This is a genomic window from Pseudomonas sp. H1_D04, from assembly GCF_054683855.1.
The window spans coordinates 2,917,369-2,940,243 of sequence record NZ_CP162826.1; the positions used below are offsets into that span (position 1 = coordinate 2,917,369).

Annotated in this window: 24 protein-coding genes; 19 read left to right on the plus strand and 5 right to left on the minus strand. The window is 60.9% G+C overall.

Features of this window, described 5'->3' with window-relative positions:
• Positions 1-99: 99 nt before the first annotated feature.
• The 4 genes from AB4N82_RS13490 to AB4N82_RS13505 all read left to right on the plus strand — a co-directional run bounded on the left by AB4N82_RS13490 (position 100) and on the right by AB4N82_RS13505 (position 4,333).
• Positions 100-2,001 (plus strand): sigma-54-dependent Fis family transcriptional regulator, encoded by a 1,902-nt coding sequence (locus tag AB4N82_RS13490; RefSeq protein ID WP_122765280.1) that lies wholly within the window; start codon positions 100-102, stop codon positions 1,999-2,001.
• 79 nt (positions 2,002-2,080) lie between these two features.
• Complete coding sequence (mpl, locus tag AB4N82_RS13495) at positions 2,081-3,430, plus strand: UDP-N-acetylmuramate:L-alanyl-gamma-D-glutamyl-meso-diaminopimelate ligase (RefSeq protein WP_032884582.1); 1,350 nt, start codon at positions 2,081-2,083, stop codon at positions 3,428-3,430.
• Complete coding sequence (gene ubiX, locus AB4N82_RS13500) at positions 3,427-4,056, plus strand: flavin prenyltransferase UbiX (protein WP_032884583.1); 630 nt, start codon at positions 3,427-3,429, stop codon at positions 4,054-4,056. The genes mpl and ubiX overlap by 4 nt, the downstream gene beginning before the upstream one ends.
• Complete coding sequence (locus tag AB4N82_RS13505; RefSeq protein WP_032884584.1) at positions 4,049-4,333, plus strand: YceK/YidQ family lipoprotein; 285 nt, start codon at positions 4,049-4,051, stop codon at positions 4,331-4,333. The genes ubiX and AB4N82_RS13505 overlap by 8 nt, the downstream gene beginning before the upstream one ends.
• Positions 4,334-4,470: 137 nt before the next feature.
• On the opposite strand, the gene AB4N82_RS13510 is transcribed toward AB4N82_RS13505, so the two are convergent.
• The 3 genes from AB4N82_RS13510 to AB4N82_RS13520 all read right to left on the minus strand — a co-directional run bounded on the left by AB4N82_RS13510 (position 4,471) and on the right by AB4N82_RS13520 (position 7,421).
• Entirely contained in the window at positions 4,471-5,112 is a 642-nt protein-coding gene (locus AB4N82_RS13510; RefSeq protein ID WP_032884585.1) for an oxidoreductase, read from the minus strand.
• 29 nt (positions 5,113-5,141) lie between these two features.
• Positions 5,142-6,860 (minus strand): C13 family peptidase, encoded by a 1,719-nt coding sequence (locus AB4N82_RS13515; RefSeq protein WP_032884586.1) that lies wholly within the window; start codon positions 6,858-6,860, stop codon positions 5,142-5,144.
• 105 nt (positions 6,861-6,965) lie between these two features.
• Entirely contained in the window at positions 6,966-7,421 is a 456-nt protein-coding gene (locus AB4N82_RS13520; protein WP_032884587.1) for a MaoC family dehydratase, read from the minus strand.
• Positions 7,422-7,584: 163 nt separating this feature from the next.
• Between AB4N82_RS13520 and AB4N82_RS13525 the strand changes: the two genes are divergently transcribed.
• From AB4N82_RS13525 to AB4N82_RS13535, 3 genes are read left to right on the plus strand one after another with little or no spacing between them, the layout of a single operon-like run.
• Positions 7,585-7,938: a CidA/LrgA family protein gene (locus AB4N82_RS13525; RefSeq protein WP_032884588.1), complete on the plus strand. Its 354-nt coding sequence runs from the start codon at positions 7,585-7,587 to the stop codon at positions 7,936-7,938.
• The gene (locus AB4N82_RS13530; RefSeq protein ID WP_032884589.1) at positions 7,935-8,651 is read left to right on the plus strand and encodes an LrgB family protein; all 717 of its coding nucleotides are present in this window, start codon (positions 7,935-7,937) and stop codon (positions 8,649-8,651) included. The genes AB4N82_RS13525 and AB4N82_RS13530 overlap by 4 nt, the downstream gene beginning before the upstream one ends.
• A gap of 21 nt (positions 8,652-8,672) precedes the next feature.
• Complete coding sequence (locus tag AB4N82_RS13535) at positions 8,673-9,266, plus strand: LON peptidase substrate-binding domain-containing protein (protein WP_095186203.1); 594 nt, start codon at positions 8,673-8,675, stop codon at positions 9,264-9,266.
• Here AB4N82_RS13535 and AB4N82_RS13540 read toward each other — a convergent pair.
• Both AB4N82_RS13540 and AB4N82_RS13545 read right to left on the minus strand, forming a co-directional pair.
• Positions 9,260-10,576 (minus strand): bifunctional DedA family/phosphatase PAP2 family protein, encoded by a 1,317-nt coding sequence (locus tag AB4N82_RS13540; protein ID WP_032884591.1) that lies wholly within the window; start codon positions 10,574-10,576, stop codon positions 9,260-9,262. The two genes, AB4N82_RS13535 and AB4N82_RS13540, sit on opposite strands and share 7 nt — an antisense overlap.
• Positions 10,577-10,601: 25 nt before the next feature.
• Positions 10,602-11,285, minus strand: a complete 684-nt coding sequence (locus tag AB4N82_RS13545) for a DNA-3-methyladenine glycosylase (protein ID WP_032884768.1) — start codon at positions 11,283-11,285, stop codon at positions 10,602-10,604.
• Positions 11,286-11,459: 174 nt separating this feature from the next.
• Between AB4N82_RS13545 and AB4N82_RS13550 the strand changes: the two genes are divergently transcribed.
• The 12 genes from AB4N82_RS13550 (at position 11,460) to lipA (ending at position 22,861) form a co-directional block, all read left to right on the plus strand.
• Positions 11,460-12,725 carry a glutamate-5-semialdehyde dehydrogenase gene (locus AB4N82_RS13550; RefSeq protein WP_122765281.1) on the plus strand — a complete coding sequence of 422 codons (1,266 nt, stop codon included), beginning with the start codon at positions 11,460-11,462 and terminating at the stop codon, positions 12,723-12,725.
• Positions 12,725-13,369, plus strand: a complete 645-nt coding sequence (nadD, locus tag AB4N82_RS13555; protein ID WP_095186205.1) for a nicotinate-nucleotide adenylyltransferase — start codon at positions 12,725-12,727, stop codon at positions 13,367-13,369. Before AB4N82_RS13550 ends, nadD begins: the two co-directional genes overlap by 1 nt.
• Positions 13,370-13,438: 69 nt before the next feature.
• Positions 13,439-13,933, plus strand: coding sequence for a ribosome silencing factor (rsfS, locus tag AB4N82_RS13560; RefSeq protein ID WP_003176298.1), 495 nt, complete (start codon positions 13,439-13,441; stop codon positions 13,931-13,933).
• 9 nt (positions 13,934-13,942) lie between these two features.
• Complete coding sequence (gene rlmH / locus AB4N82_RS13565) at positions 13,943-14,410, plus strand: 23S rRNA (pseudouridine(1915)-N(3))-methyltransferase RlmH (protein ID WP_003176297.1); 468 nt, start codon at positions 13,943-13,945, stop codon at positions 14,408-14,410.
• Positions 14,411-14,425: 15 nt separating this feature from the next.
• Positions 14,426-16,324, plus strand: a complete 1,899-nt coding sequence (mrdA, locus tag AB4N82_RS13570) for a penicillin-binding protein 2 (RefSeq protein ID WP_032884594.1) — start codon at positions 14,426-14,428, stop codon at positions 16,322-16,324.
• Between the two features lie 31 nt (positions 16,325-16,355).
• The gene (rodA, locus tag AB4N82_RS13575; protein WP_050442794.1) at positions 16,356-17,459 is read left to right on the plus strand and encodes a rod shape-determining protein RodA; all 1,104 of its coding nucleotides are present in this window, start codon (positions 16,356-16,358) and stop codon (positions 17,457-17,459) included.
• A 17-nt stretch (positions 17,460-17,476) separates the two neighbouring features.
• Positions 17,477-18,487, plus strand: coding sequence for a lytic murein transglycosylase B (gene mltB, locus AB4N82_RS13580; RefSeq protein WP_032884595.1), 1,011 nt, complete (start codon positions 17,477-17,479; stop codon positions 18,485-18,487).
• On the plus strand, positions 18,487-19,488 hold the full coding sequence (locus AB4N82_RS13585) for a septal ring lytic transglycosylase RlpA family protein (protein ID WP_032884596.1): 1,002 nt from the start codon (positions 18,487-18,489) through the stop codon (positions 19,486-19,488). The genes mltB and AB4N82_RS13585 overlap by 1 nt, the downstream gene beginning before the upstream one ends.
• 180 nt (positions 19,489-19,668) lie before the next feature.
• Positions 19,669-20,826, plus strand: coding sequence for a D-alanyl-D-alanine carboxypeptidase family protein (locus AB4N82_RS13590; RefSeq protein WP_032884597.1), 1,158 nt, complete (start codon positions 19,669-19,671; stop codon positions 20,824-20,826).
• 84 nt (positions 20,827-20,910) lie between these two features.
• On the plus strand, positions 20,911-21,186 hold the full coding sequence (locus AB4N82_RS13595) for a DUF493 domain-containing protein (protein ID WP_032884598.1): 276 nt from the start codon (positions 20,911-20,913) through the stop codon (positions 21,184-21,186).
• Positions 21,186-21,833, plus strand: a complete 648-nt coding sequence (gene lipB / locus AB4N82_RS13600) for a lipoyl(octanoyl) transferase LipB (protein WP_032884599.1) — start codon at positions 21,186-21,188, stop codon at positions 21,831-21,833. Before AB4N82_RS13595 ends, lipB begins: the two co-directional genes overlap by 1 nt.
• A 26-nt stretch (positions 21,834-21,859) precedes the next feature.
• Positions 21,860-22,861 (plus strand): lipoyl synthase, encoded by a 1,002-nt coding sequence (gene lipA / locus AB4N82_RS13605; RefSeq protein WP_162163623.1) that lies wholly within the window; start codon positions 21,860-21,862, stop codon positions 22,859-22,861.
• Positions 22,862-22,875: the final 14 nt, after the last annotated feature.

Genomic DNA, 22,875 nt, shown 5'->3' on the forward strand with positions numbered 1-22,875 from the left:
TAAACGGTACAGCCTGTGACCGGTGGGTCTGCACGGGATTGCATCTCTTGCAGGGCTGGGGGATGCTGGACGCTCTCACGCAGGGAGAATAATAAGAACATGCACAACGATCATTTCAGTCGCCATGCCCAGCAAGTCCTCACCGTGGCACGTGGCCGTGACCCCTCCAGCGATCCGTCCATCGCCCGTTCCTGGCTGCGGTGCCTGGAGGATTACCACCTGGATCCCGCGCAGACCATCGCACCCACCGTGCTTGAACACGGGCGCCTGTTGGAAAGCCGCGAGCGTCTGCAGCAAGTGCTGCACATCGCCGGCAGTGAGATGAATAGCCTGCACCAGCAGCTCTCCGGTGCCGGCCACGCGGTACTGCTGACCGATGCGCGCGGAGTGATCCTCAACTGTGTCACCGCGCCGTCCGAGCGCAAGATTTTCGAGCGCGCCGGTCTGTGGCTCGGTGCCGATTGGAGTGAAGCCTGCGAAGGGACCAATGGCATCGGCACCTGCCTGGTGGAGCGTCAGTCCCTGACCATTCATCGCGATGAACACTTCCGTGGCCGCCACACCGGGCTGACCTGCTCGGCGAGCCCGGTGTTCGACCCCCATGGTGAATTGCTGGCGGTGTTGGACGTGTCGTCAGCCCGGGAAGCGGTATCGCGCCAGAGTCAGTTTCACACCATGGCGCTGGTGAACCTGTCAGCGAAGATGATCGAGAGCTGCTACTTCCTGCGCCATTTCGAGCACCACTGGCTGTTGCGCTTTCATCTGCAGGCCGAGTCCGTGGGCCTGTTCAGCGAAGGGTTGCTGGCGTTCGATGGTGAAGGGCGCATTTGCGCGATGAACCAGAGCGCGCTGAATCTGCTAGGGCAGGTTCGAGGCAACCTGCTGGGTCAGCCGGTGGAGGCGTTCTTCGACTGTTCTCTGGATCAATTACTCGGTCGCGCCAGTGCCAATGCGACCGCCAGTTGGCCACTGCGCACCCGCGATGGGCGGCGCTTGTTTGCCGCACTGCGTGGTCAGCCACGCAGTGTGTCTTTACCCATCGCGAAGGCTGAGCCCGCCCGCCTGGCTGGCATCTGCCTGGGTGATCCGGCGTTGCAAAATGATTTTCGCAAGGCGCTGCGGGTATTCGAGCGAGATGTTCCTTTGCTGATCAACGGTGAGACTGGGTCCGGCAAAGAGGCCTTTGCCAAGGCCGTGCACCATGCCAGCCAGCGTGCCGACAAAGCCTTCGTCGCCCTCAACTGTGCCGCCATCCCGGAAAGCCTGATCGAAAGCGAGCTGTTCGGTTATCGCGGCGGCAGTTTCACTGGCGCGCGGAAGGAGGGCATGCAGGGTAAGTTGCAACAGGCTGACGGCGGCACTCTGTTCCTCGATGAAATCGGTGATATGCCCCTGGCTCTGCAAACCCGCTTATTAAGGGTTCTGGAGGACCGCATGGTGGTGCCTATCGGCGGTGAGCCCCAGGCGGTTAACGTCAGAATTATCAGCGCGACGCACCGCAACTTGCTGGGGCGTGTCCAGGACGGCAGTTTCCGTGAGGACTTGTATTACCGGCTCAACGGGCTGGAAGTTGGGTTGCCACCGCTGCGTGAGCGCAGCGATAAATCTCAGTTGCTGGATTTTCTGCTGGCTGAAGAGGCGGGCGGGCAGACTGTACAACTTGAGCCGGCGGCGCGTTCGGCGCTGTTGACCTTTGCCTGGCCCGGTAACGTCCGACAACTGCGCACGGTGCTGCGTACGTTGGCGGCGCTGTGCGACGAAGGGCGCGTGGGCCTTGAAGATTTGCCCGCGTCGATCCGCCAGGCCCGGCCGCAACCGGTGGTTGAGGCTAAGCCCGCCGAGTCGCCCCTGGAAGACGCTGAGCGACTTGCCTTGCTAACGGCCTTGGAACAACAGCGCTGGCACATGTCCCATACGGCGGAGCAACTGGGTGTCAGCCGCAATACGTTGTATAGAAAGCTGCGCCGGCACGGCATCGCACGCGCGTCCCTGCCCGGGTGATCGTGGTTTGGTCCTACAGCTAAAGAGTGCGATTTTCGCCCCCCTGCGCTAACCTGCCTCGATGTTTACGAGGTCGACTATGCACATTCATATTCTTGGTATTTGCGGCACCTTCATGGGTTCGATGGCGGTTCTGGCTAAAGAGCTGGGCCATCACGTGACAGGCTCCGATGCCAATGTTTACCCGCCCATGAGCACGCAACTCGAAGCGCAGGGCATTGAACTGACCCAGGGTTACGATCCGGCGCAATTCGACCCGGTGCCGGATCTGGTGGTGATCGGCAATGCCATGTCCCGTGGCAACCCGGCCGTCGAGTACGTGCTCAACAAAGGTTTACCGTACGTCTCCGGCCCGCAATGGCTGGCCGATCATGTGCTGCAAGGCCGCTGGGTACTGGCCGTTGCCGGTACCCACGGCAAGACCACTACCAGCAGCATGCTGGCCTGGGTGCTGGAGCACGCGGGCATGAGTCCTGGCTTCCTGATCGGCGGCGTGCCACAAAACTTCTCGGTCTCCGCGCGCCTGGGCGACACGCCGTTCTTTGTGATCGAAGCTGACGAATACGACAGCGCCTTCTTCGACAAGCGCTCCAAGTTTGTCCACTACCGTCCGCGCACGGCGATCCTCAATAACCTTGAGTTTGATCATGCGGACATCTTCCCCGATCTGCCCGCTATCGAGCGGCAGTTCCACCATTTGGTGCGCACCATCCCAAGCGAAGGCCTGGTCATCTACCCGACTACCGAGCCGGCTTTGCAGCGCGTGATCGAGATGGGCTGTTGGACACCAGTGCAAACCACCGGTGCGGGTGGGCAATGGCAGGTCAAGTTGCTCAGTGAAGACGGTTCCAGGTTTGAAGTGCTGTTTGAGGGTGAGGCCCAAGGCATCGTCGAGTGGGACATGACTGGTCAGCACAACGTTGCCAATGCCTTGGTCACCCTGGCTGCCGCACGGCATGTGGGCGTGGTGCCTTCCATGGGTATTGCTGCGCTGAGCGCATTCAAAAGCGTAAAACGCCGCATGGAAAAAGTCGCCGACGTGAATGGGATTACCATCTACGACGACTTTGCCCACCACCCAACCGCCATTGCCACCACCCTTGACGGACTGCGCAAGCGCGTTGGCGATGCCCCGATCATTGCTATTGTCGAGCCGCGCTCAAACTCCATGAAGCTCGGTGCACACCGCGACGGCCTGCCGGAAAGCGTCAACGATGCCGACCAGGTGGTGTGGTACGCCCCGACCAATCTTGGCTGGGACTTACCGGCGATTGCGGCCCAGTGCACGGTGCCGTCGAAAGTCTGTGATTCCATCGAGGGCATCATTGAGTTCGTCAAGCAGCAGGCCAAGCCTGGCACCCATGTGGTGGTCATGAGCAACGGCGGCTTCGGCGGCTTGCACGGCAAACTGGCCGAGGCGCTGAAATGAGCGGGCCGGAACGCGTCACCCTGGCGATGACCGGTGCCTCGGGCGCGCCCTACGGCCTGCGTCTGCTTGACTGCCTGGTGCGTGAAGATCGCGAGGTGCACTTTCTGATCTCCAAGGCCGCGCAGTTGGTGATGGCGACCGAGACCGACGTGGCACTGCCTCCCAAGGTGCAGATGATGCAGGCCTTCCTCACCGAGTACACCGGTGCGGCGCCGGGGCAGATCAAGGTTTACGGCAAAGAAGATTGGATGTCGCCGGTGGCCTCGGGCTCCGGTGCACCGGCGGCAATGGTTGTTGTGCCGTGCTCCACCGGCACCTTGTCGGCGATTGCCACCGGGGCCTGCAATAACCTGATCGAGCGCGCGGCAGACGTGACATTGAAGGAGCGCCGCCAGTTGATCCTGGTGCCGCGCGAGGCGCCGTATTCGAGCATTCATCTGGAGCACATGCTCAAGTTGTCGAACATGGGCGTGACCATCTTGCCTGCGTCGCCGGGCTTTTATCATCAGCCGCAGACCATCGATGACCTGGTGGATTTTGTGGTGGCGCGGATTCTCAACCTGCTGAATATTCCACAGGACATGCTGCCGCGTTGGGGCGAACACCATTTGAGCAGCGATGAATAAGGCACTGTTGGTGATACTGGCGTTGCAATTGGGCGGCTGCGCCACCGCGCGTACGCTGGACGCTGCGCAGCCCGGCGCGCCGGTGGTGTATGCCGGCACGCGGTTGGACTTGTACGCAATGAATGGAGGTTGCTGCGCCAAGGACCGGTTTGGTGCTGAGGCGCCGAGCTATCCCGGTGTCGACCTGCCGGCCAGTGCGTTGCTCGACACTTTGCTGTTGCCGCTGTCGGTGTTGACGGTGCTAGGAGTGGGATTTAACGCCACAGGCGGGCTCTAGCGCTGACCCGAAGGCAATACAAAACCAATGTGGGAGGGGGCTTGCTCCCGATAGCGGTGTATCAGTCACCCAATATGTTGACTGACCCTCCGCCATCGGGAGCAAGCCCCCTCCCACATTTTGCTTTGTGTTCGGCTTTATTTACCGAGCTTGCGCAGTTCGTCCGACTCTACGATCCGCACCCCATTCTGCTCTTCCAGCGCCAGGCGCCACATGGCCCGGGCCAGTTCACACACTTCGATGCCTCGGTACTTGCCGGGAATCAGCCGTGACAGCGGCCCTGCCAGTTGTTCGGCCAAACGGGGTTCCAGCCGCTCGCCCAATAACAGCGACGGTCGCACGATGGTCAGTTGCGGCCAGTCTTGGGCCTTGAGTGCTTGCTCCATTTCCCCTTTGACTCGGTTGTAGAAAATCGAAGATTTCGGATCGGCGCCAATCGCGCTGATCACGATCAGGTGCCGTGCGCCCATTTCCCGTGCGCGCTTGGCGAAGGCGACGACCATATCCAGGTCAACCGCACGGAAGGCCTCTTCCGAGCCCGCTTTTTTGATTGTGGTGCCCAGGCAGCAGAAGGCGATATCCACCCGGCCGCTCAGTTGCGGCAGGAACACCGCTGGGTCGCCCACCGGGTTTTCCAGGTGTGGATGTTCGGCCAATGGCTTGCGGCTCGGCGCGAGCACGCGGGTCACGGTGGGTTCGTTGAGCAGGCGGTCGAGCAGGTGTTCGCCAGTGAGGCCGGAGGCCCCTGCGAGCAAGATATGCTGAGGTGTCAGGTACATAGTGTTTCCCCCTTGTTACACGTTGCAGCTTAGTTGCCTTTGGCTTCCTTGCTATTCATTGAGACGCTTTCGAGCGCCTTTCGTGCCTGCTGTTTACGTAAAAGTTGCCAGTGGGCAATCACGCCTTTGGGGGCCCAGATCTGCGGTTCGGACGCTTCGAAATTGTCGGCCTGTTCGCGCTCGCTCACATGCAGCTGTGCCAGCTTGAAGGCTTGCTGCAAGTCGTCGGTCTGGTTGAAGGCTTGGGCGAAGAGGGCGTCGCCGAAGTAGGTGAAGTCGGCTTCTTCGGAGCAACCGAAGGACACGCGGTCGGCGCGGGAGGCGGTCATGATCAGCGTACGGTCGTCTTTGAGTGCCGGGATAAAGCCGCCGGAATAGCAGGCGGAAATTACGATGATCTTGTCGCGGTTTTTCAGCGGTGTCAGCACGGCGGCCAGCTCATCGGCGGGCAAATCGGCCAGCTCCATGCGCGGCTGATCCAGCACCAGTTCGTGTTCGTGGGTGCCGTGGCTGGTCATGTAGATAAACACCAGGTCTTCCGGGCCTGTGCGCTCGGCCAGGGTTTGCACGGCACGGCGCAAGCTTTCGCGGGTGGCCAGGGGGCGGTCGGCGATATGGTCGCGGTGGTTGACCAAACGGATCTGCCCACGTGCGCCGAAGCGGGTGGCGAGCATGTTGCTGACGTAATCGGCTTCGCGCAGGAACACGCTTTGTTTGCCGTCGCCGGCCACCGCCAGGGTGTACAACTCCACGGCAGGGGTGGAGGCGGGCACGGCGGCAAAGGCAGCATCGAGCAAATGCCCTTGGGCCAGCACGCCGATCTCCAGTGGGTCAGGCAACAATGTGCCGTCCGCGTCACGCACGCGCATGCCGTTGACCCAGGTACCGGCCTGCACCGTGCCGTCGGTGAGGACCAGCGTGCCGCGGCCCTGATAGTTGTCGCTGTCGAAGCCGCCGATGTAGAAGCTGCCGTCGGTCAGGTTCAGGCGACCTTCTCCGGTAAAGCGCCAATCGCTGAAATAGCCGACGTAGTGGCTGCCATCCACGCCGATCAGTTCGCCCTTGCCGCTGAGCGCGCCTTCCTTGAACTGGCCGATCCACACGTCGCCGTCAGCGTTTTCATAGCGGCCCTTGCCGTTGAGTTGGTTCTGCTTGAACTGACCGACATAGATGTCGCCGTCGGCGCTGTTGAAGGTGCCGTTGCCCTCCAACTGGCCATCGACGAAGCGACCACTGAACTGATTACCGCTGTCGTCGTTGCGCTGGCCTTCGCCATTCGGCTTGCCGTGGGCGAACTGGCCCTGGTATTGGCTGCCGTCGGCCAGCTCCAGGCGGCCGAGACCGGAATACTGATCGTCTTTGAATTCGCCGCGATAGGTCATTTGCCCCTCTTTGAGGGTGCCTTCGCCGTTGCGCCGACCGTTGCGGAACCCGCCGACATACTGGCTGGCTGCGGTGGTCAGGCTGCCCTGTCCATCGAACAGACCTTGCTGGAACTGGCCTTTATAGACTTCGCCGTTGCTGCCATGCCACTCGCCCTGGCCGTGCCACTGGCCTTTGTCGAACGCGCCGGCGTACCAACTGCCGTTGGGGTAGTCCACACGGCCCTGGCCTTGCAGCAGCCCGTTGACCACATCGCCCCGATAGCGGCCGCCGTCGGGCAGGCGCGCATCGGGCGGCAACAGCGATTCGCCGTCTCCGCAAGCGGTGAGCAACAGGGCAAGGGCAAGGGGGGCGAGTGGGCGCATAGCGGGATCCGGATATTTGAGCGCCGAGTATGCCGCAGCTGCGAGTTTCATACATAAATTTACATACCCCGTGGTGAGTTTCAGCCTCTCACCACAGGGATGGCCTTACACGAAACAGAGTGAAAGCGACTCGGCAATGTAGGCCGGTTTTTCCTGGCCTTCGATCTCCAGTGTGGCAGTGGCCTTTAACAGCCACTGGCCGGGCTTTTTCTCGGTGACGTCAGTGAGGATCACGTTCAAGCGCACCTTGGAGTTGACCTTGACCGGCTGGATAAAGCGCACGGTGTCCAAGCCATAGTTGACCGCCATCTTCAGGCCTTCGGGCATGATCAGGATGTCTTCCATCAGCTTGGGTATCAGCGACAGCGACAGGAAACCGTGGGCAATGGTGCTGCCGAACGGCGTTTGCGCAGCCTTGACCGGGTCGACGTGGATGAACTGATGGTCGCCAGTGGCTTCTGCGAACAGGTTGATACGTGCCTGGTCGATGGTGAGCCATTCGGAACGTCCCAGTTCCTTGCCGACATAATCTTTGAGCTGCGCTACAGGTACATAGGGCATTGCGTCTCTCCTTGGTTCATCGATGCAGTTTTTATGGATTACAGAGAACCAATGTAGATCATCACGGGCAACCAGCCCGGTCAACCCACCATGCTTTTGGCGAATGCCGATGCATAGGGCCGGCATGCTTATAATGCGGGCGAGTTCAGAGGGGGGAAAGCGGATGCTGTTACGTGGTCTGACATGGCTGGTGTTGTTTCAGTTGATCGGCACGGCGATCAATCATTTGCTGTTGCCGGTTCTGCCGGGGCCAATCATTGGCCTGCTGCTGATGCTGGGTTTCCTGATCTGGCGTGGCGAGGTGGGCGAGCCGTTGAGCCTGGCCGCTGGCAGCCTGTTGCGGTATCTGCCACTGCTGCTGGTGCCGCCGGCAGTCGGCGTGATGGTGTACGCCAAGGACATCGCGGCTGACTTTTGGGCCATCGTCGGCGCGCTGGTGTTGTCACTGGTGATCGCCATGGCATTCGTTGGCGTACTGATGCAGCAGATGGTCAAGCGCAAGGAGAAGGATCAATGATCTTCGACTGGCATGGCGCGTGGACGTCCGTGATTCATCACCCGCTGTTCGGTATCGGTATTACCCTGGGCGCCTATCAACTGGTGCTGGCGGGGTTCGAGAAAACCCGCTGGATCTTCCTGCAACCGGTACTGGTCTCCATGCTGCTGGTGATCGGCGTGTTGCTCACCTGCGGCCTGAGCTATGCCGAGTACCGCAAGAGCACCGAGATCATGGGCATTCTGCTGGGGCCTGCCACGGTGGCGCTGGCGGTGCCGCTTTATCTGAATCTGCGGCGCATTCGCCAATTATTTTGGCCAATTTTTACTACGCTGGTGATAGGCGGTGTATTGGCTACCGGCCTGTGTGTGCTGCTCGGCTGGTGGTTCGGCGCTGAACACATGATGCTGATGACCATGGCGCCCAAGTCGGTGACCTCGCCGATCGCCATGCTGGTGGCCGAGCAGATCGGCGGCGTGGCGGCACTGGCCGCGGTGTTTGTGCTGATCACTGGGGTGGTGGGGGCGATGGTGGGGCCGGCGTTACTTTCGCGCCTGGGTGTGCACAGTCCCGAGGCGCGTGGCATGGCGTTGGGCATGACCGCCCACGCGGTCGGCACCTCGGTGGCCCTGCAGGAGAGCGAAGAGTGTGGCGCCTTTGCGGCGCTGGCCATGAGTCTGATGGGCGTGGCCACGGCGGTGTTCCTGCCGTTGGCTGTGTCAGTGATTGTTTAAACCAGGTTTAAGGAAACCTTTATGAGTCTGGCGCTGTTCCCGCTCAATACCGTGCTGTTCCCTGGCTGCACCCTCGATCTGCAACTGTTCGAGGCGCGCTACCTGGACATGATCAGCCGTTGCATGAAAAAGGGCGAAAGCTTCGGCGTGGTGTGCATCCTTGACGGCAAGGAAGTAGGCATGGCTCCGGACGGCTACGCGCTGATCGGCTGTGAAGCGCTGATTCGCGACTTCAAGCAGCAGGACAATGGCCTGCTGGGGATTCGTGTTGAAGGCGGGCGGCGCTTTCGCGTGCTCGATACGGGCGTGCAAAAAGACCAGTTGCTGGTGGCCGAGGTGCAATGGCTGGATGAGCAGCCGGACCAGCCGTTAGACGAAGAGGACGCTGATCTGTTGGCATTGCTCCAGGCCCTGGCCGAGCATCCGATGGTCTCTTCGCTGGACATGGACGCTCACGCCGAGGGCCAGCAAGCCTTGGGCAATCAGCTTGCTTATCTCTTGCCCTTTACCGAAGCCGACAAGATCGACCTGCTGCAACTCGACGACCCGCAGCAGCGCCTGGATGCGATCCAGATGCTGCTTGATGAGCTACAGGAAGAGCTTTTCACTCAGTAGGCGTAGCGCAGCAGTGCGTGGGATGTGCCGGTGAGTGCAATAAAGCTCAGGACTGCCACTATGGCAGGCAGCAGCAGCCACCATGTTTTTTTGCGCAAGGGTGGCAGTGGGCTGCGGTGCTGGATGGCTGTGAGGCTGAAGGCACACACCGTCATCGCCAGGAGCGTGCCGGCCAGGATGTCCGAGGGCCAGTGCGCGCCCAGGTAAACCCGGGACAAGGCGATAAATGCGGCGGGAATGCAGCCCAGCAGTATCCACGTCAGGCGCAGCCGTGTCGGTTGGCCACAACCTGCCAGCACCGCCAGCGCCAGGAAAAACGCGAAGGCGCCGGAGGCATGGCCGCTGGGCATGCTGAAACTGGTCAGGGGGTCGGTAAGGATTTCAGGGCGGCCGCGGGCGAAAAACAATTTGCTCCCGGTGTTGATTACCGCCGATCCGGCCAGTGTGGCGCCCACAAAGATGGCGTGGCGCCACTGTCGAGCCAGTAGCAAAAGCCCGGTGAAGACGGCGCTGGCGACAAACATCTTCTTGAACTCACCCAATTGGGTGACCATCACCATGGCTTCATCCAGCCAGGCGCTGCGATGCTCCTGCACCAGTGCGCTAAGGCCCTGATCGAAATCATTCAGGTGTGGATAACCGATAAACAGTGCGATCAACAACGTCAGGCTGGCGCAACCTATCCACAAGGTGGTGCGCCGGTGGTCGCGCAGGCTGCTGTTCAAACCCAGCCCCAGCAGTACCGCCAGGCACGCCGTGACAACGCCGGCCTCAGGCCAGAAGCCTTCCGGTAATGGCAGGCGGAACGCGGCGCCGGTGGCCCAGCCCGGCAGCAAGTAGGCCACCGACCAGCCGGCTGCGGCGAGGACGCTCACTGCCGCAAAGCGTGGGAACGGCATATCGCACATGCCGGCCACCATCGGCAGCATCGGGCGCAAGGGGCCGATGAAGCGTCCGACCAGCAGGCTGGCGATGCCGTACTTGTGGAAGTAGGTCTCTGCACCGTTCATCCATTCGGGGTGGTGGCGCAGACCGGGCAGGCGGCGGATGTTCTGGTGGAAATGTCGGCCCAGAAAGTAGGAAACCCCATCGCCCAGCAAACCGCCGAGAAAGCCCAGCAACAGTGTTTCACTCAACGACAGCGCGCCGCTGCCGGCCAATGCGGCAATGGCAAACAGCAATACCGTGCCCGGTACGATTAAACCGGCAATCGCCAGGCATTCCACGCACGCGACGATAAACACCGCCACCGCCAGCCATTGTGGGTTCAGGGTCAGCCAGCCGGTAATGCTATCGAGCCATTGGCCCATAAACGTCACTCCATCACCACAAAATTCAAATCAGAAAATAGTCGCGGCCTTCGACCTGGCCTCGGCGCAGCGGGTTCCGTGTGCAGTACGGTGCATAGCTTGCATCGACAAAACGGTACATCAGGTGTTCATCGCGGCCACTGGGGATGCCCAGGCGGGTCGTCTGGATGATTTGCGTCGGTACCTGGCCGACATCTTCCACATACAGCCTTTCCTGGTCGAAGCGCTTGGCGTCCCACATCGGCACTTTGAGCCCCAGCGCTTTGCACAACAACGTTTGGCCGGCGCACAGCTTCTGCGAGGTGCGCGGGCTGCCATCGGCATTCGGGTTGTTCAACTGCATCTGCGCGAGGCTCGCCTGGCCGGAAAGGTCATCGACCCACGGATAGGCCGATTTGATCAATACGGCATTGCCCGGTCCATGTGCGCTGAAGTTCAGGGAGTCGCCGCCACGGGCGTAGTACATGTAGATATGGCCGCCATCCAGAAACAAAGCCTTACGCTTTTCTGTGTAGCCGAGTGAAGCGTGGCTACCTTTTTCGGCCACGTAATAGGCTTCCGTTTCAATAATTCGAGCCGAAAGCCAGATTTCGCCGACGCGATGGCGTACAACTTTGCCGAGCAGTTCCCGCGCAAGAATTTGCGCGTCACGGTCGAAGAAGCCGTCGGGCAGGGCGCTGGCGGGGCGTTGGGGCGATGAGCTGGGCATGGCGGTCAGGGGAAATGCGGCTAAATGTGACGGAATCATAACAACTCCCACCTTAATTACCGCTGAACCCCAGGTTTTTACAGTTCATTTCGACCATCCGCCCCTCACCGCTGTCAGTCGGGCGGCGTCACAGCTATAATCTGCCGCTTTCCTCTTTGCCAAGACTCCCTGACCATGACTGAGTCCGTTCTTGACTACATGACCCGCCTGGGTCGCGCTGCCCGTCAGGCCTCGCGGTTGATCGCCCGTGCGAGCACCGCGCAGAAGAACCGTGCCTTGCTGGCCGCCGCTGATGCTCTGGATGCTTCGCGCTCCGAACTCGCCGCGGCCAACGAACTGGACCTGGCCAACGGCCGCGCCAATGGCCTGGAACCGGCCCTGCTGGACCGTCTGGCGCTGACCCCGGCACGTATCGACGACATGATCGAAGGCCTGCGTCAGGTGGCCAAGCTGCCTGACCCCATCGGTGAAATCCGCGATATGCGTTACCTGCCGTCCGGTATTCAGGTCGGCAAGATGCGCGTGCCCCTGGGCGTGATCGGCATCATCTATGAGTCGCGACCTAACGTGACCATTGACGCCGCGAGCCTGTGCCTCAAGTCCGGCAATGCCACCATCCTGCGTGGCGGTTCCGAGGCGATCAATTCCAACCGCGCAATTGCCGCCTGCATCCAGCAAGGCCTGGCCGTGGCCGAACTGCCGGCCGAAGTGGTGCAAGTGGTGGAAACCACCGATCGCGCGGCCGTTGGCGCGCTGATCACCATGCCGGAATTCGTCGACGTGATCGTGCCGCGCGGTGGCAAGAGCCTGATCGAACGCGTCAGCCGTGATGCCAAGGTTCCGGTCATCAAGCACCTGGACGGTGTATGCCATGTGTTCATCGACATCGCCGCCGATATCGACAAGGCCATCCGCATCGCCGACAACGCCAAGACCCATCGCTACGCCCCGTGCAACACCATGGAGACTCTGCTGGTGCACGTCGGCATTGCCGATCGCGTGCTGCCGCCGCTGGCTGCCATCTATCGCGACAAGGGCGTGGAACTGCGCGGCTGCGAACGCACCCGCGCGCTGCTGGGTGCGGACGTGATCGAAGCGACTGAACAGGACTGGTACACCGAATACACGGCGCCGATCCTGTCAATCCGCATCGTTGATGACCTGGATCAGGCCATCGAACACATCAACACATACGGCTCCAAGCACACCGACGCGATTGTCTCCGAGCACTTCAGCGATGCGCGTCGCTTCCTCAACGAAGTGGATTCCGCTTCGGTGATGATCAACGCCTCGACGCGCTTTGCCGACGGCTTTGAATACGGGCTGGGCGCCGAGATCGGCATCTCCACCGACAAGCTTCACGCACGCGGCCCGGTTGGCCTGGAAGGTCTGACCAGCGAGAAGTACGTGGTGTTCGGCGACGGTCATGTGCGCACTTGATGGCTAAACGCATCGGGCTGCTCGGCGGTACTTTCGACCCCGTGCACATCGGCCATTTGCGCAGCGCTCTCGAAGTCGCAGATGCCCTTGCACTGGACGAGTTGCGCGTGATGCCCAACGCGCGGCCGCCTCATCGCGACACGCCGCAGGTGTCACCGCAACAACGTCTGGAAATGGTGCGCCTTGCCGTAGAAGGCATACCGCCGCTGGTGGTGGACGACCGCGAACTCAAACGCGATAAACCGTCCTACACTGTCGACACCCTGGAGCTGATACGCGCCGAGTTGGCCGTAGATGACCAGTTGTTTCTGCTTTTGGGCTGGGACGCATTTTGCGGCCTGCCCTCTTGGCATCGCTGGGAGGAACTCCTCCAGCATTGCCACATCCTGGTTTTGCAACGCCCGGATGCCGACAGCGAACCGCCGGATGCCTTGCGCAACCTGCTGGCCGCGCGGTCGGTAAGTGACCCCTTGGCCCTGACCGGGCCGAACGGGAATATTGCATTCGTCTGGCAGACCCCGCTTGCGGTGTCTGCCACCCAGATCCGTCAACTGCTGGCCAGCGGGAAGTCGGTACGTTTCCTGGTGCCTGACGCGGTCCTGGCCTACATCGATGCGCACGGGCTTTACCGTGCGTCGAACTGAAAAGGCGCGCTTGAACGCACGAACAGTCGTGCAGCGAGCGCCCGAACATATGAGCAAAACGAGTTTTTTATGACGAACAAAGACGTAAGCAAAGTAAAACGCAAAGGCACGTTCAAAAGCGCCCCGCTGCCGGTTGAAGCCCACGTTGGCCCGGAACTGGCTGGCGAAGAGCTGGTAAAAGTCGCCGTTGCCGCCCTGGAAGACGTGAAGGCCCAGGACATTCAGGTTCTGGACGTACGTGACAAGCAGAGCATCACCGACTTCATGATCATCGCCACTGGTACTTCCAACCGCCAGATCGGCGCGATGCTGGACAAGGTCCGCGAAGCCGTCAAAGCCCAAGGCGTCAAGCCACTGGGTGAAGAAGGTAAGGGCGACAGCGACTGGGTGCTGCTGGACATGGACGACGTGATCGTTCACATGATGACCTCCAACGCCCGTCAGTTCTATGACCTGGAGCGTCTGTGGAAAGGCGCCGAGCAGAGCCGTGCCGCTGATGGCAAGCACCACAGCCCGGAAGTGGGCCACGCGCACTTCGACAAGCTCAACAAAGACCAGGAATAAGGAACGGCTGTGCGCCTGCGTCTGATCGCTGTCGGTTCACGCATGCCCAAGTGGGTGGAAGAAGGCTGGCACGAGTATGCCAAGCGTCTGCCCGCTGAGCTGTCGCTGGAACTGGTGGAAATACCGCTCAACACCCGGGGCAAGAATGCCGACGTAGCGCGCTTTATCCGTCAGGAAGGCGAAGCCATGTTGGCCAAGGTCGGCCCCAACGAGCGCATCGTCACCCTCGAAGTGCACGGCAAACCCTGGAGCACCGAGCAACTGGCGGTGGAACTGGATCGCTGGCGCCTGGACTCGCGCACCGTCAACTTCATGGTCGGTGGCCCGGAAGGGCTGGCGCCTGAAGTCTGCGCGCGAGCCGACCAGCGTTGGTCGCTGTCGGCACTGACGTTGCCGCACCCGTTGGTAAGGATTCTGATCGGTGAACAGCTGTATCGCGCCTGGACAGTTCTGTCCGGGCACCCTTACCACAAATAGTCTGCGCCCCTCCCGATGACCCAGCCGATCCGCATCAAGGACCACGAGAAAGACGCACGTCTTGTACGCGCTCGCGTCGTGTTTGGTGCGATTCTGGTCGTCGGGCTGATGTGTGTGCTGATCGCCCGCCTGTATTTCCTGCAGGTGATCCAGTACGAGTACCACTCCACGCTGTCGGAAAACAACCGGGTGCATGTGCAGCCGATTCCGCCGACCCGTGGGCTTATTTTCGACCGCAACGGTGTGGTGGTCGCGGATAACCGGCCCAGCTTCAGCCTGAGCATGACCCGCGAGCGTTCCGGCGATTGGCAGCAAGTCCTCGATGTTATCGTCGAGGTGCTGCAACTCACGCCGGAAGACCGAGTGATCTTCGAAAAGCGCATGAAGCAGGGGCGTCGGCCCTTTGAGCCGGTGCCGATCCTGTTTGAGTTGACCGAAGAGCAGATCGCCCGCATCGCGGTAAACCAGTTCCGGTTGCCGGGTGTGGAAGTGGTGGCACAGTTGGTACGTCATTACCCGCAGGGCGCGCACTTTGCGCACTCGGTCGGCTACATGGGGCGGATCAACGAAAAAGAGCTCAAGAGCCTCGACCCGGTCAATTACAGCGGTACCCACCATATCGGCAAGACCGGCATCGAGCGTTTCTACGAGCCGGAACTGCACGGCCAGGTGGGTTATGAAGAAGTAGAGACCAATGCCCGTGGCCGCGTATTGCGCGTGCTCAAGCGCACCGACCCGATTCCCGGCAAGGACATTGTGCTGAGTCTGGACATCAAGCTGCAGGAAGCGGCGGAGATGGCCTTGGGTGGGCGGCGTGGCGCCGTGGTGGCACTGGACCCGAAAACGGGTGAAGTCCTGGCCATGGTCAGCCAGCCAAGTTTCGACCCTAACCTGTTTGTGACCGGGATCAGCTTCAAGGCCTACGCCGAGTTGCGCGACTCCATCGACCGACCGCTGTTCAACCGCGTGCTGCGCGGCCTGTATCCGCCCGGTTCGACCATCAAGCCCGCGGTGGCGATTGCTGGCCTGGATGCAGGCGTGGTCACTGCTTCCAGTCGCGTGTACGACCCGGGCTACTACATGCTGCCCAACTACGATCACAAATACCGTAACTGGAACCGCACCGGTGACGGCTACGTCGACTTGGACACCGCGATCATGCGGTCCAACGACACCTATTTCTATGACCTGGCCCATAAGCTGGGGATCGACCGGCTGTCTGCCTACATGGGCAAGTTCGGCCTCGGTCAGAAAGTTTCCCTGGATATGTTCGAAGAATCTCCTGGCCTGATGCCGTCCCGGGAGTGGAAGCGTGCGACCCGTCGTCAGGCGTGGTTCCCGGGTGAAACCCTGATCCTCGGCATCGGCCAGGGCTATATGCAGGCCACCCCGTTGCAGCTGGCCCAGGCTACCGCGCTGGTGGCCAACAAAGGTATCTGGAATCGCCCGCACCTGGCCAAGACCATCGAGGGCGAGAAACCGGTGGATGACAACCCGATCCCGGACATCGTGCTGCGCGACTCGTCCGACTGGACCAAGGTCAACCATGGTATGCAGCAAGTGATGCACGGCGCCCGTGGCACCGCGCGAAAAGCCGCAATCGGTGCGCAGTACCGCATTGCCGGCAAGAGCGGTACGGCCCAGGTGGTCGCGATCAAGCAGGGCGAGAAATACGACCGCACCAAGGTCCAGGAGCGCCACCGCGACCACGCCTTGTTCGTCGGTTTTGCTCCGGCAGACGACCCGAAAATCGTCGTGGCCGTCATGGTGGAGAACGGCGAGTCCGGCTCCGGTGTTGCCGCCCCCGTGGTGCGCCAGGTGATGGATGCCTGGTTGTTGGCCGACGACGGCAGGCTCAAGCCCGAATATGGCGGCCCCCCTTCAAACCCCGAGGTTACGGCCAGTGAAGAGTAATTTTGACCGCATCCTCTCCAGCGAGGATGTGATGCGTCGCCGCGCGACGTTGCTGCAGCGCATGCACATTGATGGCCCGTTACTGATCCTGTTGCTGACCCTGGCCGCCGGCAGCCTGTTTGTGCTGTATTCGGCCAGCGGCAAGAACTGGGACCTGCTGATCAAGCAAGCGTCGTCTTTTGGCCTGGGTCTGCTGTCCATGGTGGTGATTGCCCAGTTGGAGCCGCGTTTCATGGCGCGGTGGGTGCCGCTTGGCTACGTCGCCGGTGTATTGCTGCTGGTGGTGGTGGACGTGATGGGCCACAACGCCATGGGCGCAACCCGCTGGATCAACATTCCGGGGGTGATTCGCTTCCAGCCGTCGGAATTCATGAAGATCCTGATGCCGGCCACCATTGCCTGGTACCTGTCCAAGCGCACCTTGCCGCCGCAGCTTAAACACGTAGGCATCAGCCTGATTTTGATTGGCGTACCGTTCATCCTGATCGTTCGTCAGCCGGACCTCGGCACCTCGCTGCTGATCCTCGCCGGTGGTGCGTTCGTGCTGTTCATGGGTGGCTTGCGCTGGCGCTGGATCCTCAGTGTGCTGGCTGCGGCCGTACCGGTGGCGGTGGCCATGTGGTTCTTCTTTATGCACGACTACCAAAAGCAACGGATCCTCACGTTTCTCGATCCGGAAAGCGACCCGCTCGGCACCGGCTGGAACATCATCCAGTCCAAGGCAGCCATCGGTTCCGGCGGCGTGTTTGGCAAGGGTTGGCTGCTGGGCACCCAGTCGCACCTGGACTTTTTGCCAGAGAGCCACACCGACTTCATTATCGCGGTGATGGGCGAAGAGTTCGGCTTGGTAGGCATCTGCGCACTGTTGCTGATCTATTTGCTGCTGATCGGGCGCGGCCTCGTAATTACCGCACAGGCACAGACGCTGTTCGGCAAATTGCTCGCAGGCAGCCTGACCATGACTTTTTTTGTTTACGTTTTCGTCAACATCGGTATGGTCAGTGGCCTGTTGCCGGTGGTTGGGGTGCCGTTGCCGTTCATTAGCTACGGCGGAACTTCGCTGGTGACATTGCTGTCAGCGTTTGGGGTTTTGATGTCGATTCATACGCATCGCAAGTGGATCGCACAGGTTTGAATAAGGTGAAGATGTCAATGCAAGTAATGCGCGGCTGGGCCACTCGGCATGCGTCCTGGATGGGCCTGATTGGGCTACTGGGCGCAACGCAAGAGGCGCAGGCCGGTGACTACGATGGTTCACCCCAGGTCGCCGAATTTGTCGGTGAGATGACCCGCGACTACGGTTTCGCAGGTGAGCAGCTGATGGGCGTGTTCCGCGAAGCCCAGAAAAAGCAGGCGATCCTCGACGCCATCTCCCGCCCCGCCGAACGCGTGAAGCAGTGGAAGGAATATCGCCCGATGTTTCTCACCGACGCCCGCGTGGCGCGCGGTGTGGACTTCTGGCGCCAGCATGAAGCCGTGCTGGCCCGCGCCGAGCAGGAATACGGCGTGCCGGCCCAGGTAATTGTTGCGATCATCGGCATTGAAACCTTTTACGGACGCAATACCGGCAGCTATCGGGTGATCGACGCCTTGTCGACCCTGGGCTTCGATTACCCGCCTCGCGCCGACTTCTTCCGCAAGGAGCTGCGCGAATTCCTGCTGTTGGCCCGCGAAGAGCAGGTCGACCCGCTGACCCTCAAAGGCTCCTACGCCGGGGCGATGGGCTTACCGCAATTCATGCCGAGCAGCTTTCGCGCCTATGCCGTGGATTTTGACGGTGACGGCCACATCAACATCTGGAGTAATCCCGACGACGCCATCGGCAGCGTGGCCAGCTACTTCAAGCGCCATGGCTGGGTGGGCGGCGAGCCCGTAGTGATTCGCGCCGACGTCAGCGGGGAACGTGCCGATGAAGGCCTGACCCAGGGCATCGAGCCGGCCAAGACGGTCGGGGAGTTGCGGGCGCTGGGCTGGTCGAGTCAGAATGCGCCACGCGATGATATGCCGGTCACGGCGTTCCGCCTGGAAGGCGAAAATGGCCCTGAATATTGGATGGGCCTGAAGAATTTCTACGCAATCACGCGTTATAACCGCAGTGTGATGTACGCCATGGCCGTGCATCAGCTGTCAGACATGCTGGTCCAAGCACGGGGCAACAAGTAATGCGGGCATCGCCGTTCAATCAACCGCTCAAGCTGGTGGCGTTCGCCGCGTTGTCCCTGCTGGTCGTCAGTTGTTCCACAAGCCGTGGCCCGGCACCACAGAAGTCCGGCGGTACCGCCGTACGTTCCCAGCCAGGCCTGGACATCAACCGCGCGCACAAAGACGGCGCGCCGTGGTGGGATGTCGACGTGTCCAAAATCCCGGATGCCACGCCCACCTTGCACACCGGCCCTTACAAGGCCAACCCCTATACCGTGCTGGGTAAATCCTACTTTCCGTTGCAGGAATCCAAGACCTACGTGCAATCGGGCACGGCGTCCTGGTACGGCACCAAGTTCCATGGTCAGAACACTGCCAACGGCGAGGTCTATGACCTGTATGGCATGAGCGCAGCGCATAAAACCTTGCCGCTGCCCAGCTATGTGCGGGTGACCAACCTGGACAATAACCGCACGGTGATCCTGCGGGTCAACGACCGCGGGCCGTTCTATTCGGACCGGATCATCGATTTGTCCTACGCCGCCGCGAAGAAGCTCGGCTATGCCGAAACCGGTACGGCGCGGGTCAAGGTCGAAGGTATCGACCCGGCGCAGTACTGGGCCCAGCGTGGCAAGCCCGCCCCGCTGATGCTCAATGAACCGCAGAGTGCGCAGCCGCAAGTGACGGCATCCACCGGCAAGATCGAACAGTGGACACCGCCACCGCAGCAACACGCACCGGACACGGTGGTCGTGCCCCACGCAGCGCCGGGTGCTTCGGTCGCTGGCGGGCAATACCTGCAAGTGGGCGCTTTCGCCAACCCGGATGCGGCAGAACTGTTAAGGTCCAAGCTCAGTGGCATGGTCAACGCGCCGGTCTTTATCAGCTCCATCGTGCGTAACCAGCAAACCCTGCACCGCGTGCGCATGGGCCCGATCGGCTCGCCGAGCGAAGTGGCGCAAGTACAGAACAGCGTGCGCATGGCCAACCTGGGACAACCCAGCGTGGTCACCGCCGAATAACAAAGAATTGATGGTTCAGGCCCGTGCGCGGGTTTGAGCTGTGGTTGTTGGCTCGTTGAACAATAAAAACCCAGGGGCAAGGGGTGAGCGGGCAACCGAACACGTGACAGTCTGGTAGCGGGCTGTCTGAATAAGTTTTGCCCGCGAGGGCAAGTTTCCATAAGCAATTTCGAGAGACGGATGAACATCACCACCTTAGCCAAACGCACGTGCCTGCTTATCTCGCTGATCATCACCCCGGCCGCCTGGGCGGTTGAAATGGTGCCGGCTTCACCGCAACTGGCCGCTAAGGCGTGGGTCCTGATGGACGCTGCCAGCGGCAACGTGCTGGTAGAGAGCAACGGTGACCAACGCCTGCCGCCAGCCAGCCTGACCAAGCTGATGACCGCCTACATCGCGACCCTGGAAATCCGTCGCGGCCAGATCGGCGAGAACGACCCGGTAACCGTCAGCGAAAACGCCTGGCGTACCGGCGGTTCGCGCATGTTCATCAAGGTGGGCTCGCAAGTCACCGTAAGTGACCTGCTGCACGGCATCATCATCCAGTCCGGTAACGACGCCAGCGTCGCGCTGGCCGAGCACATCGCCGGCAGCGAAGATGCATTCGCCGACATGATGAACAAAACCGTGGCCGACCTGGGCATGACCAACAGCCACTTCATGAATCCGACTGGTTTGCCAAACCCTGAGCACTACTCGTCGGCTCACGACATGGCGATCCTGGCCCGCGCGATCATTCGTGTTGACCCGGTGCACTACGCGATTTACTCCCAGAAGGAGTTCTTCTGGAACAACATCAAGCAGCCTAACCGCAACCTGTTGTTGTGGCGCGACAAGACCGTTGATGGTCTGAAAACGGGCCACACCGAAGAGGCTGGCTATTGCATGGTGTCGTCCGCTGTTCGTGACGGCCAGCGCCTGATTGCAGTGGTATTCGGCACGAACAGCGAGCAGGCCCGTGCGGCCGAAACGCAAAAGCTGCTGACCTATGGTTTCCGCTTCTTCGAAACCCAGACCTTCTATCAGAAGGGTGCTGAACTGGCGACCGCGCCGGTATGGAAGGGCGCAACCTCTCAAGTCAAGGCCGGCCTGGCTGAAGACCTGACCCTGACCATGCCTAAAGGCCAGCTGAAAAAGCTCGCTGCCAGCATGACCATGAACCCGCAATTGGTTGCTCCAATCGCCAAGGGTGACGTGATCGGTAAAGTCGAAGTGAAACTGGACGACAAGGTGGTGCACAGCGCTGACCTGATCGCGCTGGACGCTGTCGACGAAGGTGGTATCTTCCGCCGCGTGTGGGATAGCATCCGTCTATTCTTCTACGGCTTGTTCAACTGATAGTGTGCACCTGCAAAGCCCCGCGTTGATCCGACGCGGGGCTTTGCCGTCGCCACGGCTTACCGCTTACGAGGCCGTTACGCCATGACCGATACCGAAGTAAAGGCACCCAAGATCGAATTCCCGGTGGTCGATTACCCGATCAAGGTGATCAGCGACACGGGTGTTGGCCGCAAGGACACGATTCTTGAGATCGTGCGTAAACACGCGACGATCAACGATAACCGAGTGGATGAGCGATCCAGCACCACCGGTAAATACACGACTATCCAGTTGCACATCGTTGCGACCGGCCAGGACCAGCTCTACGACATCAACAGCGAACTGCGGGCCACCGGCTTCGTGCACATGGTGCTGTGATGCCAGAGGTCCTGGGCTTTCGCGAGCTCGGCCAGATGGCCTACGAGCCTGTCTGGCACGCCATGCAACGGTTCACCAACGAGCGTGGCACCTCGGCCCCCGATGAGATCTGGCTGGTGGAACACCCGCCAGTGTTCACCCAGGGCCAGGCTGGCAAGGCTGAGCATTTGCTGCTGCCGGGGGATATTCCGGTGGTGCAGGTCGACCGAGGTGGCCAAGTGACTTACCATGGCCCCGGCCAGTTGGTCGCTTATCTGTTGCTGGACGTGCGCAAGCTGGGATTCGGCGTGCGCGATCTGGTCAGCCGGATAGAGGCTTGTCTGGTCGAGTTGCTGGCCAGTTATGGCGTGACCGCCGCGGCCAAGCCTGATGCTCCCGGTGTGTATGTGGATGGCGCGAAAATCGCCTCCCTGGGGCTTCGGATTCGTCACGGATGTTCCTTTCATGGCCTGGCCCTGAACGTGGACATGGACTTGGCCCCGTTTCGGCGGATCAACCCGTGCGGCTATGCCGGGTTGGCGATGACCCAACTGAGCGAACACGCTACACCGATTAAATTTGCCGAGGTAAGTGCCCGGCTGCGCGCGCAGCTCGTCAAACACCTCGACTATGCTGAGCAGACGACCCTAACGGGCGGAATCGACTGATTATGACTACTGATGCAGTGCAAACCATGATCCCGACGCTGGACGTTACCGAGCGTCCGGCCCCGGCCCCGCGTGCCAAGGTGGAAGCCGGCGTCAAGCTGCGCGGCGCCGAGAAGGTTGCACGCATCCCGGTGAAGATCATTCCGACCACCGAACTTCCGAAGAAACCTGACTGGATTCGCGTGCGTATCCCGGTTTCGCCGGAAGTCGACCGTATCAAGGCCCTGCTGCGCAAACACAAGCTGCACAGCGTATGCGAAGAGGCCTCTTGCCCGAACCTGGGCGAATGCTTCTCCGGCGGAACCGCCACGTTCATGATCATGGGTGACATCTGCACCCGTCGTTGCCCGTTCTGCGACGTTGGCCATGGCCGGCCGAAGCCACTGGACGTGAACGAGCCGGAAAGCCTGGCCATCGCCATCGCCGACCTGAAACTCAAATATGTAGTGATTACCTCGGTGGACCGCGACGACTTGCGTGACGGCGGTGCACAGCACTTTGCCGACTGCATCCGCGAAATCCGCAAACTGTCGCCGAACGTGATGCTCGAAACCCTGGTCCCGGACTACCGTGGCCGTATGGACGTGGCGCTGGAAATCACCGCCGCCGAGCCACCGGATGTGTTCAACCACAACCTGGAAACCGTGCCACGCCTGTACAAGGCTGCGCGTCCGGGTTCGGACTACCAGTGGTCGCTGACCCTGCTGCAGAAATTCAAGCAAATGATGCCGCACATTCCGACCAAATCCGGCCTGATGCTGGGCCTGGGCGAAACCGACGAAGAAGTCATCGAAGTCATGAAACGCATGCGCGAACACGACATCGACATGCTGACCCTGGGCCAGTACCTGCAACCGTCGCGCAGTCACTTGCCAGTGCAGCGTTTCGTGCACCCGGACACCTTCGCCTGGTTCGCCGAGGAAGGCTACAAGATGGGCTTCAAGAACGTCGCCTCGGGCCCGTTGGTACGCTCTTCGTACCACGCTGACGAACAAGCCAAGTTGGTCAAGGCAAGCCTGGTTTCCTGATAGGGGTTTAGATC